The organism is Tritonibacter mobilis F1926, assembly GCF_000376545.2.
GTDB classification, from domain to species: Bacteria; Pseudomonadota; Alphaproteobacteria; order Rhodobacterales; family Rhodobacteraceae; genus Epibacterium; species Epibacterium mobile.
Genome location: NZ_CP015230.1, coordinates 323,252 through 337,445 on the forward strand (window position 1 = coordinate 323,252; position 14,194 = coordinate 337,445).

Below are 14,194 nucleotides of genomic sequence, written 5' to 3' on the forward strand. Positions count from 1 at the left end.
CGTGCCATCACCACGACTGCAAATGTCTCATCAATCATTGGTGATCTTACGGCAAATGCATTGAGAGTCTTAGTAAATCTACTTTTCTTAACGCGAGAAAACTTTGTATGATTGCGCCTTCAGGTGATGCTAAAGGACGAAAAACGATGCGCGATCTCGAGCAGGATCGGAGATACGCCAATACTCTGGCCCGAGGGCTCAAGATTTTGCGTGCGTTTCGTCCTTCGGACAACGGGCTGGGCAATCTCGAAATTTCCGAACGCACCGGCATTCCGCGTTCGACGGTTTCACGTCTGACGTTTACGCTCTGTGCGCTCGGCTATCTCACGCATGGGCGGCATTTCGACAAATATCGCCTTGGTCCTGCGGCTTTAGCGCTCGGCAACATCGCCTCCGCGGCCTTTGGGTTTGTGACGGTGGCCTCACCAATCATGCAGGCCCTTGCCAATAAGGTGAATGCACTGGTGGGCGTGGCCATTCAGGATGATGGCAATATGCTGATTGTCAAAACGTGGCGGCCAGAAGGGTCCGGTACTATCTGGCTTGATGTCGGGTATCGCATGCCGGTGATGACCTCCTCATCCGGGATTGCCTATTTAGGGGCGCTGTCGCGAGAAGAGCGCGAAAAGCTGGAAACACTGTTGTCGGTTGAGGCAGCGGAGATGTGCGAAGAGGTGTGGGACTATCATCGCTCGCAGCTGCGCCGCCTTGGCTATGCCTGCGTGTGCGAAGATGTGCGCTACTCCCGGGCGATCAATGCGGTTGCCACCCCGTTTCGCCCGTCTGAAATTGGCGAACCGGTCTCGATCTTCTGTGGGGCCAATGTGGATGACCTGAGCAATGCGCGCATTCATGAACAGGTTGGGCCAGAATTGGTGCAAGCGGTGGATAAGCTGAAAGCGCTGACGGGCCACGCGGTGTCAGCGGTTGCATCGGCCTAGCGGCTGTCAAACACCTGACATGAAAGGGCGATAGGGCTGGTGGGTCAGACCACTCAAGGACGAGACCCGATGGCTATCTTTCGCCCAGACCCGATACGGCATTTGACCGGTGCCGATGCTGAAACCAACCGTCCGGCTGCGATTACAGAGCCGGGGCAGGGTGGGAAATTTGCACCCGATGGAACTGTGTTGCATTGGCCGGGAAATACGGTGATCTGTCATATCGACCCGCGCAGCGACGCGCATGCGGCCCTGTGTGAGATGCAAAATGATGTCCGTGAGAGCCCGTTTGGTGCGCTCTTCACATGGCTCCCGGTTTCTAGCCTGCATATGACAGTGTTTGGTGGGATCGCTCCAGATGAACGGAACTGGCCCGCTGGCATCGCGCGGGGTGCAACGCGGGATGAGGTGACGGCGGCATTTCAGGACAGGTTGGTGGGTCAGGACCTTCCAAAGAGCAGACATGTGAGTGCGCGGGGCCTGTTTGCCGGGCATTCCGTGACCCTTGAGGGGGCTGATGCCACCGAAGACGCCCGCCTGCGCGCCACCCGCGTCTCTCTGCGCGAGATGACCGGGCTGCGTCCGGATCACTTTGACACCTATACGTTTCATTCGACCCTTGGTTATCTTTTACGCTGGTTGGATGCGGCGGAGGCGGCAGACCTTGTGGCCTTCTCGGATGAGGTCTTTGCCCGTTATGCGGCGCAGCTGGCCCGGATCGATCTTGGGCCGCTGGAGCTGTGCAACTTCGAAGACATGTACCATTTCGAGCCGGTGGCTTATCTGACGCAGTAAGTGTTCGCGTGAAATTTGTTTGCGCTAACACTTGCGCCCTGCGCGCTCTTGCGCGACAGTCACGCGGGTTTTGGCTCGCGGTCAGCAAAGCGGTCGTGAAATGACCTGCGAGACTTGACCTGTGCGCGCTGAGCCTGTTTGACCCTTGGCAACTGACAACCTGAGCATCGGGTCTGCCCGTACCTTGTGTGCGTGGCGGGCTGGAGGGGCTAAGATGTGGAATCTGATCGCTGACGTCGGCGGAACCAATATGCGGCTTGCGGCCGTGAACGTCGAGGGCGAGATCCTCGAACAGGCCCGCTATGACAGCAAGGGCACGCGCAATCTGGAAGAGGCCTGCGCAGATTTTGCAGCCCACCGCGCCAGTGCGCCGGGGCGTGCGGTGATTGCGGCGGCGGGCGTGGTGCGCGCGGGATCGGTACAGCTGACCAACGCCAACCAGAGCTTCTCGGAACGCGGTATCGCTGCTGCCCTACAGACCGAGCGCGTCAAAGTGCTCAATGATTTTGAAGCGGCTGCTTGGTCATTGGCTTCTGTGGGTGAGGGGGATGTGACAGTTCTGCAAGGGCGGGCGGTGTTTCCCAAGGAGCCTTGCCTGATTATCGGTCCCGGCACAGGGCTTGGCGTCGGGGCCTTGATCTGGGCCAATGGCGAACCCTGCGTGGTGCCCGGCGAAGGCGGTCATGTGGCAATCGGCCCGCGCACCGCCGAAGAGGTCGCGATCTTTGAGGCCCTGCGGGAAGAGTGGCCTGAGATCGGCATGGGGCCGGGGCTTGCGGTGGAGGCGGAGGGGATCCTGTCGGGAACCGGGCTACCCTATTTTTATCGCGCGGTGGCGCGCAGCATGGAACTGACTGCGCCGCTTTCTACGGGGGCCGAGATCTTTCAATCCGCCCATGCCCGGCTCGACACCGCAGCGGTGCGCGCGGTTGAGCTGTTTGCGCAGTATCTCGCCGGGGTCGCGGGTGACCTCGGCCTCGTCTTCGCGGCCAAAGGGGGCGTGTTCGTGACCGGGGGCGTTGCTGCCGCCAACCCCTGGATCTTTGATGATGCCTTTGTGGAGGCGTTCAACGCGGGCGGGCGTCATACCGCGTGGCGTGAAGAGTTGCCGCTGCATCTCTATCATCAGCCCAATTTTGGCCTGATCGGGGCGCGGAATTACCTGCGGGCGCGGTAGGCGGATCTGACCCTTTCTGTCATGGGGCGCTGAGACGGTGCACTCTCATCTTGATATTCCGGGATGGAAGATCAAGCATTGGGCCATTGGATTTGACCAAAGCGGAGTTTCAGCGCCTTTATGACGGACGAGACATTGACCACGCCACAGATTTTCACCTTTCGGGGTCAACCGGTGATCCGGGACGCAGATCTTGCGGCGCTGTTTTCCTACACCACAGGGAACCTCAACAAACTGGTGAACAACAACGCCGAACGCTTTGGCGAGGATTTTGCCTTTCGCCTGAATGAGGACGAGTTTGCCGACTTGAAATTCCAACTCGGAATATCAAAAGCCCATGGGGGGCAGCGCCATCCGCCGATGATGTATACTGAACACGGTGCGGTGATGGCAGCAACGCTTATGCGATCACCACGCGCGGCTGAGGCGTCTCGTTTTGTGGTGCGTACCTTTGTTGCTGCGCGTCGGGGGCTTTTGTCAAAATCCAAGGGGCAGAACCTGCCGCTGTCGCTGCCGGTGAATGATCTGTTGCCGCTTGCGAGTTCCGAGCGCAGCGGTTTGGTCACCAAGCTCGACGCGGCCTTGGGCCGGGTGCTGGATGCCATTGCCGATCCTGTACAGGAGACCTCAGTGCGCGACGAGGCGCGCACCATCGCGCTGGAGGGGCTTTCTGCGATCAAGGCGCATCTGAAAAAGCAGGATATCGCCAATGAAAAGACGCTTGCCGAGGTGCATAAGCTCCTGAAGGAAGCAGAGGCGATCGATGCCGAGATTTCCGCGCGGCACATTGAGAATAATCATCGCCAGTTGGCGTATCTGGCCAAGCAGCTGAGAATTGTCATCGAGGTCCAGCGCTATCTGGAACAGGGCGATGTGGATACGCTGTTGGCGGTGTTGACCGATCTGGGCAGCTGACATCCGGGTGACCCAGCGGAGCGCCTGCGGCGCACAGGTTATGGCGCTGACGCGCCGGACGGGCGTCGCGCCAATGGCGCATCACATCTCAGGGCTCTCAAGCCAAGTGTCACTGCGGCGCAGCGCATGGGAGACCTGTTGCAGATGTTCCGCCATTGCGCTGCGCGCGGCCTCTGCGGAGCCGGCACAAATGGCATTTGCGATGGCGCTGTGTAGGGTCGAAAACTCGGCGATTTCCTCAAGGCCGAGCGCCTCGCGGCGAGTGCGTTTCCAATCCGCTGCCTGACGCAGGGTGCGAATTTCCTCAAATAGGGATAGAAACACCGGGTTTCCTGCCATTTGGGCGATCTTATAGTGAAAGATGTCGTCAGCGCGCTCGTAGCTTTCGAGATCGGGTGCCATAAGGCTGTCTTCCATCAGGTGAAGAAGGCGGGATTTGTCTTCGGTGCTGCCACGGGTTGCGGCATGGGCAGCCAGTGCTGGTTCCAGATCCAGCCGCACCTCCATCAGATCACGGGGCGAAACCCGCCGGGCAAGCGCGCTCAGCCGTTCAGCCCCTTGCACGGGGGGCGGTTGCAGAAAGGTGCCTTGACCGTGACGGCGGAAAATCAGCCCCTCTTTGGCCAGCGCGTCCAATACGCCTCGCAGTTGTGTGCGCGAAATGGCCAGCTTTTCAGCCAATACGCGTTCCGGGGGCAAGCGGCCATCCGTGGAAAAATCCCCCTGAAGAATGGCCGCACGCAAGTCAGTCTGAGCGAGCGTGGCGGGCTTCAGAGCCACCCTGCCTGCTCCGCCAGATCCGCAAACATGCGGATAGAGGTTGCCATGAGGAACAGCCCAAACGACAGCTTCAAAGCGCGGCGCGGGATTGAATGGGCGAGCTTCACCCCCACGCGGGCAAAGGTTGTCGACAGGGGAATGATGACGGCCGCCAGCAGCAGGTTCACATAACCCAGCGACAGCGGTGGCAACCCTTCGGCACCAAAGCCAGTTGCCATGTAGATAATCGCGCCGGGCAGGCCGATGATGAACCCTATGGCGGCAGACGTGCCCACGGCTTTGCGGATGTCATAGCCGAGAAAGCTCAGTGTTGGCACGCAGACAGAGCCGCCGCCAATGCCCATCATCGCGGACACCGCACCAGCAAAGACCCCAAGCGCGGCCCAGACGGGTTTGGAAAAAGAGCGCGGTTCAGGGGATTCCTTGGGTTTGCGCAGGATCAGATCCAGTGCCACCGCCATTGCGATTGTGGCAAAGACGATCAGCAAGACATTGCCCGAGACCAGCCCGCCCAAGACGCCGCCGATGACCACACCGCCGAGAATGGAAGGGGCCCAGAGCTTTAGGAGCGCCATGTCGATCGCTCCTTTTTTGTAGTGGCCATACCCCGACGACAGCGCCGTGAACACGATGGTTGCAAGCGAGGTGCCCACGGCCACTTGCATCGTCAAAGCTGGGTCCATACCCGTAAGGCCAAGTGCAAAATAGAGGGCAGGAACGATAACAATACCGCCACCGACACCGAGTAGCCCCGCAAGGATGCCGCCAGCGATGCCCGCACCCGCAGCAACACCCATCAAGGGCAAGAGTGTTTCCAATTCCAGCATGTCGATCCTGCCCGCTTTTACATTCCCGACCTTGGGGAACCAATTTAAGATTGGTTTACGCGCTGCATAAATTGTTCGTCAACCCCAGCGCTTACCACATGAGGGAATAGGGCGGTCGTGCGTTAGGATTGCCTCAGCTTGGAGCTGCAAAACCTGCGTGTGTGTCGAGGAGGTACTGTGCGATCAGAGGTTTGGCCGCAGCGCCAAGGGCCGAGGCATTTGCGCCGATCTGGCCTTCTTCCACCTGAGGCAGAATTAAACCACGCGAATCTAATGTGGGGAGTTCACGTCGGATGCGTTCAACGAGGCGGCTGCGGACGGGTGCAGGCATGGCACCATCGATCACCACGGCCTGAAAATCGATGATCGCGCAGGTTGTCAAAGCAGCCCGCGCGAGTGCGCAGGCGGTTTCTTCCAGCCATTGATCAACAAGGGAGGCGAAGGGGCTCCAGTCCTGTGGCTGCTGCCAAAGTGCGCTGGAGTCGATATCGGCTTCGTTGAGCTGCCGTTCGAGTTCGCGGATAGAGGCGCTATCGAGCAAGCGACAAATGCGACCATCGGCCCGTTGGGAGGGCAGGGGGCCAAGTGCACCGGCGTTGCCCATGCCGCCCTCATAGACGGAGTGATTCAGCACCACGCCACCGCCAATAAAGGAGGCGATGAAGAAATACACGCTGTCGCGCCACCGACGGCTGCTGCCGAACATATGTTCGGCACGGCACGCCGCAGTGGCATCATTGATCACAAAGACTTTGAGAGAACTAAACCGGGCGATCTCGGTTGCGGGATCAAGGGCGCGCCATGCGGTGAGGCTGGCCTTGGGGGCTCCGATTTGTTCGTGCCAGCGCCAGAGGTCAAATGGCGTAGCCACACCGATACCACAGATACGCGCACGTTGTTTTGCGCTCAGGTCAGCGCTGATCTCGTCGATGCTGGTTTTGATAAAGTCGAATACTTCGGTGGGCTGGGGATAGGGGTAGCGGAGCCGTCGTTCAGCACGCACGCCACCGCAAAAATCCGTAAGCATCAGATCTGTGCTGCGCCGGCCGATCTTTATTCCAAAGGAAAACAGCCCTTCTGGGTTGATGCTCATTGGGACCGAAGGTTTGCCCACGCGGCCCTTCTGGCTTTCTCCCCTTTGGACCAGACCATCCTGTTCAAGCTTGCGCAAAATCACCGAAACTGTCTGCGACGACAGCCCGGTGCGGCGTGCCATCTCGCTCCCCGGTAGCGCACCGTCCTGATGCAGCAGCGATAGCAACAACCGCTCGTTATAAGCGCGCAGTTCACTTTGGCTTGCGCCGGTGGTGTGAGGACGTGGATCTGTCATGCCCGGTCTATGCGCTCCTCCCTTATCTGAGGCAAGAGCTTGCGCGCGCTGAGTTAATAAATCAACTTTATTTATTTATTGACAGAAACGTGGAATCACGGTTTTCATGCAGTCAGTCACAGCGAGGGCCCCAGCGAAGAAGAGGGCTAAGCGATGCATATACACAGAGTAAGATTGTTGTTTCTGGGAGGAGACCATGAAGAAACTTTTGCTGACCACGATAGCTGGTGCGGCCCTGTTGGCCGGCGCTGCGCAGGCCGATGAGAAGGTGACCGCCTGCTTGATCACCAAGACGGACACCAATCCGTTCTTTGTGAAAATGAAAGAAGGGGCGACCGCCAAGGCGGAGGAACTGGGCATGGAGCTCAAGTCCTTTGCAGGTAAAATTGACGGTGATCATGAAACCCAGGTGGCTGCGATTGAAACCTGCATCGCTGATGGCGCTAAGGGTATTTTGCTGACGGCATCGGACACTTCGTCGATTGTTCCGGCTGTTCAACAGGCCCGTGATGCCGGTCTGGTAGTGATCGCGCTCGACACGCCGCTCAGCCCGATTGATGCCGCTGATGCAACCTTTGCGACCGATAACTTCCTTGCGGGTGAGTTGATCGGTCAGTGGGCGGCAGCCTCGCTTGGCGATGAGGCGGCAAACGCAAAAATCGCGATGCTCGACCTCGGCGTTAGCCAGCCGACAGTGGGCGTATTGCGCGATCAGGGCTTCCTTCAGGGCTTTGGCATTGATCTGGGCGACCCTAACAAATGGGGTGATGAGACCGATCCGCGTATCGTCGGTAACGATGTGACCGCAGGCAACGAAGAGGGGGGTCGCAAGGCGATGGAGAACCTTCTCGCCAAAGATCCGATGATCAATGTGGTCTACACCATCAACGAACCTGCGGCGGCAGGCGCTTATGAGGCGCTGAAATCCATTGGTCGTGAAAACGACGTGCTGATCGTCTCTGTCGATGGCGGCTGCCCCGGTGTGCAGAACGTTAAGGACGGTGTAATCGGTGCGACCTCGCAGCAGTATCCGCTGATGATGGCCTCGCTCGGCGTTGAGGCGATCAAGAAATGGGCCGATGAGGGCGTGAAACCCGAACCGACCCCGGGCAAGGCCTTCTTTGATACAGGCGTCGCATTGGTGACTGACAAGCCAGTCGAGGGTGTCGAAAGCATCGATACCACTGAGGGCACCAACCTCTGCTGGGGCTGATCTGAACAGGGTGGGGCCTATCTGGTCCCACCCCTTTGGCGCAGGCCTTGTGGTGAAGTGCGATTACGATCCAGAAAATGTCATGTTTGAAACAGGGCGGCGCGTATTCGTCGCCCTTTCATCCCAAAATATAACAATAACAAAGACCAACCCCGCCGCAGCGGGTGATTTGGAGGAGTATCATGTCTACCCCGCAGAGCTATGAAGCCGCGGTTGCCGGAAGCCCGGACAAGGTGGCCGAATTCGACCATGGCCCGCAGAGTTTCATTCAGAAATTTCAGCACGCATTGCATGTAACGCCTTCGCTGGTGCCATTGATCGTGCTGGTGATGTCCGTTGTGATCTTTGGGCTGCTATTGGGATCGAAGTTCTTTTCCCCCTTCGCAATGACCCTGATCCTGCAGCAAGTTGGCATTGTCGGCATTGTCGCCTGTGCGCAGTCTCTGGTGATCCTCACTGCGGGGATCGACCTGTCGGTTGGTGCAATTATGGTGCTCTCATCGGTGGTGATGGGGCAATTTACCTTCCGTTATGGTGTGCCGCCTGTCATGGGCGTGGCATTTGGGCTGCTCTGCGGGTTGCTCTGTGGCTATATTAACGGCTGGCTTGTGGCCAAGATGAAGCTGCCTCCCTTTATTGTGACCCTCGGCATGTGGCAGATCGTGCTGGCGTCAAACTTCCTCTATTCCGCGAATGAAACCATCCGTAGTCAGGAGATTGCGGAAAAGGCTGCGTTCCTGCAGTTCTTTGGTGAGAAATTCAAAGTGGGCGGTGCGGTCTTTACTTACGGGGTCATCTTCATGATCGCGCTGGTTCTGATCCTTGCTTATGTGCTGCGTCACACGGCTTGGGGGCGGCACGTCTATGCGGTCGGTGATGACAAGGAGGCGGCGGAGCTTTCGGGTGTCAACACAGACAAGGTATTGATTTCCGTCTACATGCTCTCGGGGCTGATCTGCGCCTTTGCAGGTTGGGCTTTGATTGGTCGTATCGGGTCGGTTTCGCCTACATCCGGCCAGCTTGCGAATATTGAATCCATTACTGCCGTGGTGATTGGGGGGATCTCGCTCTTTGGCGGGCGGGGTTCGGTCTTGGGGACTTTTTTTGGCGCGCTCATCGTCGGTGTCTTCACCCTTGGTTTGCGTCTGCTTGGTGCCGACGCGCAATGGACTTACCTCCTTATTGGTGTGCTCATCATCGCCGCCGTGGCTGTGGACCAGTGGATCAGAAAGGTATCGGTGTAATGGAACCCATTCTCAAAGGCCGCAATCTGGTCAAACGCTATGGCAAGGTGACCGCGCTCGATCACTGTGATTTCGAGTTGATGCCGGGAGAGATCCTTGCGGTGATTGGCGACAACGGCGCGGGAAAGTCGACCCTGATCAAGGCGCTCTCGGGCGCGGTGATCCCGGACGAGGGCACTGTGGAACTGGACGGAAAACCGGTGAACTTCCACTCGCCCATTGACGCGCGCGAGGCGGGGATCGAGACGGTTTACCAGACGTTGGCCATGTCGCCTGCGCTGTCGATTGCTGACAATATGTTCATGGGGCGCGAATTGCGCAAACCCGGCTGGCGCGGCCAATTCCTGCGCCAGTTGGACCGTGCCCGTATGGAAGAAGTCGCCCGCGAAAAGCTCAATGAGTTGGGGTTAATGACGATTCAGAACATCAATCAGGCGGTAGAAACGCTCTCTGGTGGTCAGCGTCAGGGCGTGGCCGTGGCGCGCGCGGCGGCATTTGGCTCTAAAGTCATCATCCTTGACGAGCCGACAGCAGCCCTTGGAGTTAAAGAAAGCCGCCGGGTGCTTGAGCTTATTCAGGACGTGAGATCGCGAGGCATTCCGATCATTCTGATCAGCCACAACATGCCGCATGTGTTTGAGGTGGCCGACCGCATTCATGTGCATCGTCTGGGCAAACGGCTCTGCGTGATTGACCCCAAACAGCATGAAATGTCGGATGCGGTGGCCTATATGACCGGGGCAAAGGAACCTGATCCGGAGTTGTCTGCCGCATGACCATCGATGCGCTGTGCCAAAGCGTGATTGAGCAGCTCGACACCGCGCATCAGGGGCGTCAGTTGGTGGCCCTGTCTGGCGCGCCGGGCAGCGGGAAATCAACGCTGTCAGCCCCTTTGGCCAAAGCGCTGACAGCGCGCGGATGGAAGGCCGAGGTGGTGCCGATGGATGGGTTTCATCTGGACAATCGCCTGCTTCAGGCACGCGGGTTGCTGGCGCGCAAAGGAGCGCCGGAGACCTTTGATCTGCATGGATTTATGCGTTTGTGTCAGGCGCTAAAACAGCCGGATCATGTGATCTATCCTGCGTTTGACAGGGGACGCGACATTGCCATTTCGGGCGCCGCAGAGGTGGGGCCGGACTGCCGTGTCGCAGTTATTGAAGGCAATTATTTGCTCTTTGACGTGCCCGGTTGGCGCGATGTGGCAGCACTTTGGGATGTGTCGATCCGACTTGAAGTTCCCAGCCAAGAACTGGAAGCGCGGCTGATACAGCGTTGGCTGGATCATGGTCTGGATCACGCGGCAGCCGTTGCGCGGGCGCATGGCAATGATCTGGCGAATGCGCGCGCCATTGATGCTGCCAGACTGCCCGCAGATCTGATCTGGCGCGCAGCATCCGCCTTAGAAACATAAAGGAGACCGGGGCATGAAACGCTCTGAGGTGAATGAAATTTTGGATCAAAGCTGGTCTTTTATCAAAAGCCATGGGGTGCATCTGCCCCCCTTTGCGCATTGGTCCCCGGATCAGATGCGCGCGGTTGAGGCGGCCGATATTCGGGCGCGCGGCTTGGGGTGGGATATTACCGACTATGGGCAGGGGCGATTTGATGAACTAGGCCTGTTTCTGTTCACCGCGCGCAATGGCAGCCACGAGGATCTGAGCGCCGGGCGTGGGATGCTCTATGCGGAAAAGATCATGATTTCGCGCAAGGACCAACTGTCGCCAATGCATCGCCATAACATCAAGGCGGAGGACATCATCAACAGGGGGGGCGGCACGCTGGTGATTGAATTGTTCGCACCCGATAAAGAAGGCGGTATTGACCGGGTCTCACCGGTGACTGTGCCCACCGATGGGATCGCGCGCACCTTGCCTGCGGGGGGTAAGCTGATGCTGGAGCCCGGCGAGAGCGTGACATTGATGCCCGGAATTTGGCATGCGTTTTGGGCGGAGGGCAGTGATTGTCTGATTGGCGAGGTCTCTACCGTGAATGATGACCGCACCGATAATGTGTTCGAGATGAAGATCGGACGTTTCAGCCAGATCAACGAGGATGCAGAGCCTACGCATCTGTTGGTGTCTGATTACTAAGCGGAGCGCCGGGTCAAAGCCCCGGCGCACAGTTTTGTCTGACGAGGGGTGCTGCCGCTTGTGCGCCCTGAGGTATTTTTAAAAGGTGAAACTGGGAGTGGGTTTAGTCCGGCTGTGTGGGGGCTGATCTTTTGGGGAGTGCGTTCAAAAACGCCTCCACCTCGCGCAGATTTTGCAGGATGTAGATGTGTTTTTCGGGCGGAGCATTGTCGATCAGGCGCTGAATTGCACGGCGCGAACTGTGGCGCGTGCGCCAGATAAAGCGATAAAATTCCAGACTGAATTGTTCGGGGCAGCCGTCGGGCATGTCGGGACGCGACCGACCCCAATAGATCAGCGAACGCCTGACGACGCGCCACAAGCGCAGCGCGAGCGGCACGTCGAGCCAGATGATGGTATCGGCGCGCGACAGCCGGTCGGGCCAGGTTGCCGAGTGGCCGCCCTCAAAAATCCATGCCGGGCGCGCGTGGACTTCAAGGCACAGGCGGGTTTTCTCATCACGGGGGCGCTCTACCCAGCCCGCAGACCAGTGGATTTTGTCGATGTGAAACACAGGTAAGCCGCTGCGCTGACCGAGCTTTTGCGCAAGAGTTGACTTGCCCGAGCCGGGTTGTCCGAGGATCATCACGCGCTGCATCTGGGCCTCCTGTTACGCAAGAGGGCCGAGGTACTCTTTTTCCCGTATGACGTGCAAGACGCTTTAATTGCTTTCGCGGCGTGATAGGGTCAGACCGGTGGAAAGGCCTGCTGGAGTGTATTGTATCGGGGTGACCAACCTGTTGCCTGCATCAAGCGCGCGGAGGAGAGTCTTTGATCCAACATTGGCCCTTCGGCCCAGTGCCCCTCGCGGGCAAGGACGGCCATGCGCGGCAGGCAGGTTTGACGGCCATCATGATGGTGAGAACGGGAGAGCGTGGCGGCAATCTCGCCGATCGTGACGCCAGTTTGGGCCACGGCATTGAAATGGCCCGTGAGATCTGGTCGCTCTGCCAGAAGGCGATAGGCAATAGCGAGGTCGGTGCGGTGGATCAGCGGCCAGCGAATGTCGCGGCTGCCCCAGATCTCAACCGGGCGATTGGCTTTGATATCTGCAAGCATACTGTCAAAGACGCCGCCTTCTTCGTGATACACCATCGCGGGATGTAGCGTGGCGGTTGCGAGGGCAGGCGCGTTCATCAGCAAGTGGGCATGATCGAGCATCGCGCTGAAAGCCGGAAGCGGCGCAAAGCCATCGTCTTCTGTCGCGATGCGGCCCTGAGTGTCACCATAGAGCCAGCACCCGCCGGTATAGACAACGCGCAAAGGCGTAGAACGGTGGTCGGCGGCGGAGAGAATCGTGTCGACCACGGTGCGATCCGCCGCGACCATCTCATCATCGAATGTAATCGCGGCGTGGATCACGACATCCTGATCTTTCAGGGCCTCTGACCATGCTTCAGGCTCGCGCATATCACCGCGTTGAACGGCGGCCCCTTGGTCTGACACCGCTTGGGCGGCGGTGTCAGATCGGCAAAGTGCTGTGACGTGATGTCCCGCGCTCAGGAGTTCGCGCAGGACCGCCGTACCAATCGAACCTGTGGCACCAAGAAGGAAAATTCGCATGTGTGGTCTCCGTTAGAAGCTGTGGAGACGGTTTTCGGATCTCAACTATGGTTGAGGGCAAGCGAAATTTTTGGGGTTGCGCCTAGGCGTCTGGCAAGCCCGCAATTTTTGACGCCGCTGCAATGCCATCGACCCATGCGGCACGATCCGACCAGCAGATCCCGGCGGTGATTGGCACATCGGGGGCGGTGTCGAGGCATCCGGCAGGGATCACAATGTGGTCATCGCCCGCATGGGGCACCGGGCTTGCACAGGTGGCGCAAAAACTACGGTGGTGGCGGCTGCCGTGGTGTTGGTAGTGACGCAGTTCTGTCTTGCCTTGTGTCCAGCGGACCGACGCGCCCGGAGCAAAGAGGTTTGCCGCATGGGCTGAGCCTGTTCCCTTGCGACAGCGTGAACAGTGGCAGAGAAAGAAGGCTGCAACATTGCCCGCGACCTCAAACGCAATCGTGCCGCAGAGACAGCTCCCGGTGTAAATCTGTGTCATGAGGTCTCCTTTGGCGGGCGCGCTCGTACGGTGTCGCGTCCTTGTGCCTGGGTCAAGCCTCAGTCGGGCGGTGTGGGGCGCAAAAAACGGCGCGGCAGAGAGACTGCCGCGCCGGTTTGTTTAGTACATCAAGCGCAGGCCTTAGCGCGAGAGCTGGCTGGCCTCGCGGGCAAGCTCTTCGATGGCTTTCCAGTCGCCTGCCTCGACCAATTTGGTGGGGGCGACCCAGCTGCCACCTGCGCAGACCACATTGGACAGGCTCAGATAGTTGTCGGCATTTGTTGGGCTGACGCCTCCGGTGGGGCAAAAGGAGATTTGCGGCAAGGGCGCGCCAATGGCTTTGAGCGCGGGCGCACCGCCAGAGGCCTCAGCGGGGAAGAATTTCAGCATGTCATAGCCCAGCTCCAGGAGCGCCATGGCCTCGGATGCGGTGGCAGCACCCGGCAGCATCGGCAGATCTGCGGCCAGTGCGGCGTCCAGCAACAGCGGCGTGGAGCCGGGGGAGACACCGAATTTGGCGCCCGCGGCAACGGCGGCGGTGACATCGGCGGGGGTGACCAGCGTACCGGCACCGACAACGCCGCCTTCGACCTGCGCCATTTCGCGGATCACATCGAGGGCTGCGGGGGTGCGCAGGGTGACTTCCAGTGCGGGCAGTCCACCAGCCACCAGCGCTTCGGCCAGGGGGCGGGCGTGTGCAACATCGTGGACGACCAGAACCGGAACGATGGGGGCCAGCGCGCAAATCTCACGCGCCTGTTTGCTGGCGTCTTGCGGGGTAAGGGCCATGGGA

The 14,194-nt window shown here is 59.1% G+C and carries 16 protein-coding genes; 9 read left to right on the top strand and 7 right to left on the bottom strand.

The annotated features are described in order from the left end of the window. The first annotated feature begins 146 nt into the window (after positions 1-146). The 4 genes from K529_RS01575 to K529_RS01590 all read left to right on the top strand — a co-directional run bounded on the left by K529_RS01575 (position 147) and on the right by K529_RS01590 (position 3,828). Entirely contained in the window at positions 147-941 is a 795-nt protein-coding gene (locus tag K529_RS01575; protein WP_005634857.1) for an IclR family transcriptional regulator, read from the top strand. 69 nt (positions 942-1,010) lie between these two features. Next, the gene (locus tag K529_RS01580; RefSeq protein WP_005634854.1) at positions 1,011-1,736 is read left to right on the top strand and encodes a DUF1868 domain-containing protein; all 726 of its coding nucleotides are present in this window, start codon (positions 1,011-1,013) and stop codon (positions 1,734-1,736) included. Between the two features lie 214 nt (positions 1,737-1,950). Beyond that, positions 1,951-2,913 (top strand): glucokinase, encoded by a 963-nt coding sequence (locus tag K529_RS01585; RefSeq protein WP_046002523.1) that lies wholly within the window; start codon positions 1,951-1,953, stop codon positions 2,911-2,913. A gap of 120 nt (positions 2,914-3,033) precedes the next feature. Beyond that, positions 3,034-3,828 (top strand): ORF6N domain-containing protein, encoded by a 795-nt coding sequence (locus K529_RS01590; protein WP_005626872.1) that lies wholly within the window; start codon positions 3,034-3,036, stop codon positions 3,826-3,828. Between the two features lie 81 nt (positions 3,829-3,909). Here K529_RS01590 and K529_RS01595 read toward each other — a convergent pair whose 3' ends face one another. The 3 genes from K529_RS01595 to K529_RS01605 form a co-directional block, all read right to left on the bottom strand. Continuing rightward, positions 3,910-4,608, bottom strand: coding sequence for a FadR/GntR family transcriptional regulator (locus K529_RS01595; protein ID WP_005626869.1), 699 nt, complete (start codon positions 4,606-4,608; stop codon positions 3,910-3,912). Further along, a complete protein-coding gene (locus K529_RS01600) occupies positions 4,599-5,435 on the bottom strand; it encodes a sulfite exporter TauE/SafE family protein (protein WP_005626867.1) in 837 nt (278 codons plus the stop codon). Before K529_RS01600 ends, K529_RS01595 begins: the two co-directional genes overlap by 10 nt. A 133-nt stretch (positions 5,436-5,568) precedes the next feature. Further along, the gene (locus tag K529_RS01605; RefSeq protein WP_005626865.1) at positions 5,569-6,765 is read right to left on the bottom strand and encodes an ROK family transcriptional regulator; all 1,197 of its coding nucleotides are present in this window, start codon (positions 6,763-6,765) and stop codon (positions 5,569-5,571) included. Positions 6,766-6,961: 196 nt separating this feature from the next. On the opposite strand from K529_RS01605, the gene K529_RS01610 reads away from it, so the two are divergent. The 5 genes from K529_RS01610 (at position 6,962) to K529_RS01630 (ending at position 11,312) form a co-directional block, all read left to right on the top strand. Continuing rightward, positions 6,962-7,978, top strand: coding sequence for a sugar ABC transporter substrate-binding protein (locus K529_RS01610; RefSeq protein ID WP_005626863.1), 1,017 nt, complete (start codon positions 6,962-6,964; stop codon positions 7,976-7,978). 182 nt (positions 7,979-8,160) lie between these two features. Then, positions 8,161-9,222 carry an ABC transporter permease gene (locus K529_RS01615; protein ID WP_005626860.1) on the top strand — a complete coding sequence of 354 codons (1,062 nt, stop codon included), beginning with the start codon at positions 8,161-8,163 and terminating at the stop codon, positions 9,220-9,222. Beyond that, positions 9,222-9,998 (top strand): ATP-binding cassette domain-containing protein, encoded by a 777-nt coding sequence (locus K529_RS01620; RefSeq protein WP_005626858.1) that lies wholly within the window; start codon positions 9,222-9,224, stop codon positions 9,996-9,998. Before K529_RS01615 ends, K529_RS01620 begins: the two co-directional genes overlap by 1 nt. Continuing rightward, complete coding sequence (locus tag K529_RS01625; protein WP_005626855.1) at positions 9,995-10,633, top strand: nucleoside triphosphate hydrolase; 639 nt, start codon at positions 9,995-9,997, stop codon at positions 10,631-10,633. The genes K529_RS01620 and K529_RS01625 overlap by 4 nt, the downstream gene beginning before the upstream one ends. A gap of 13 nt (positions 10,634-10,646) precedes the next feature. Beyond that, positions 10,647-11,312: a D-lyxose/D-mannose family sugar isomerase gene (locus K529_RS01630; RefSeq protein WP_005626853.1), complete on the top strand. Its 666-nt coding sequence runs from the start codon at positions 10,647-10,649 to the stop codon at positions 11,310-11,312. A gap of 103 nt (positions 11,313-11,415) precedes the next feature. Here the strand turns inward: K529_RS01630 and K529_RS01635 are convergent, their stop codons facing one another. The 4 genes from K529_RS01635 to eda form a co-directional block, all read right to left on the bottom strand. After that, positions 11,416-11,949 (bottom strand): P-loop NTPase family protein, encoded by a 534-nt coding sequence (locus K529_RS01635; RefSeq protein ID WP_046002522.1) that lies wholly within the window; start codon positions 11,947-11,949, stop codon positions 11,416-11,418. A gap of 89 nt (positions 11,950-12,038) precedes the next feature. Further along, positions 12,039-12,914, bottom strand: coding sequence for an NAD-dependent epimerase/dehydratase family protein (locus K529_RS01640; RefSeq protein ID WP_005626846.1), 876 nt, complete (start codon positions 12,912-12,914; stop codon positions 12,039-12,041). Positions 12,915-12,996: 82 nt separating this feature from the next. Continuing rightward, positions 12,997-13,401 (bottom strand): GFA family protein, encoded by a 405-nt coding sequence (locus tag K529_RS01645; protein WP_005626844.1) that lies wholly within the window; start codon positions 13,399-13,401, stop codon positions 12,997-12,999. Between the two features lie 141 nt (positions 13,402-13,542). Then, on the bottom strand, positions 13,543-14,190 hold the full coding sequence (eda, locus tag K529_RS01650; protein WP_046002521.1) for a bifunctional 4-hydroxy-2-oxoglutarate aldolase/2-dehydro-3-deoxy-phosphogluconate aldolase: 648 nt from the start codon (positions 14,188-14,190) through the stop codon (positions 13,543-13,545). Positions 14,191-14,194: the final 4 nt, after the last annotated feature.

Excerpts from the sequence above, each read along its gene's own strand:
- K529_RS01615 (WP_005626860.1), top strand. The coding sequence starts at position 8,161 with ATGTCTACCCCGCAGAGCTATGAAGCCGCGGTTGCCGGAAGCCCGGAC.
- K529_RS01610 (WP_005626863.1), top strand. The coding sequence starts at position 6,962 with ATGAAGAAACTTTTGCTGACCACGATAGCTGGTGCGGCCCTGTTGGCC.
- K529_RS01605 (WP_005626865.1), bottom strand. The coding sequence starts at position 6,765 with ATGACAGATCCACGTCCTCACACCACCGGCGCAAGCCAAAGTGAACTG.
- K529_RS01640 (WP_005626846.1), bottom strand. The coding sequence starts at position 12,914 with ATGCGAATTTTCCTTCTTGGTGCCACAGGTTCGATTGGTACGGCGGTC.
- K529_RS01580 (WP_005634854.1), top strand. The coding sequence starts at position 1,011 with ATGGCTATCTTTCGCCCAGACCCGATACGGCATTTGACCGGTGCCGAT.
- K529_RS01645 (WP_005626844.1), bottom strand. The coding sequence starts at position 13,401 with ATGACACAGATTTACACCGGGAGCTGTCTCTGCGGCACGATTGCGTTT.
- K529_RS01585 (WP_046002523.1), top strand. The coding sequence starts at position 1,951 with ATGTGGAATCTGATCGCTGACGTCGGCGGAACCAATATGCGGCTTGCG.
- K529_RS01620 (WP_005626858.1), top strand. The coding sequence starts at position 9,222 with ATGGAACCCATTCTCAAAGGCCGCAATCTGGTCAAACGCTATGGCAAG.
- K529_RS01630 (WP_005626853.1), top strand. The coding sequence starts at position 10,647 with ATGAAACGCTCTGAGGTGAATGAAATTTTGGATCAAAGCTGGTCTTTT.
- K529_RS01590 (WP_005626872.1), top strand. The coding sequence starts at position 3,034 with ATGACGGACGAGACATTGACCACGCCACAGATTTTCACCTTTCGGGGT.
- K529_RS01635 (WP_046002522.1), bottom strand. The coding sequence starts at position 11,949 with ATGCAGCGCGTGATGATCCTCGGACAACCCGGCTCGGGCAAGTCAACT.
- K529_RS01575 (WP_005634857.1), top strand. The coding sequence starts at position 147 with ATGCGCGATCTCGAGCAGGATCGGAGATACGCCAATACTCTGGCCCGA.
- K529_RS01625 (WP_005626855.1), top strand. The coding sequence starts at position 9,995 with ATGACCATCGATGCGCTGTGCCAAAGCGTGATTGAGCAGCTCGACACC.
- K529_RS01600 (WP_005626867.1), bottom strand. The coding sequence starts at position 5,435 with ATGCTGGAATTGGAAACACTCTTGCCCTTGATGGGTGTTGCTGCGGGT.
- eda (WP_046002521.1), bottom strand. The coding sequence starts at position 14,190 with ATGGCCCTTACCCCGCAAGACGCCAGCAAACAGGCGCGTGAGATTTGC.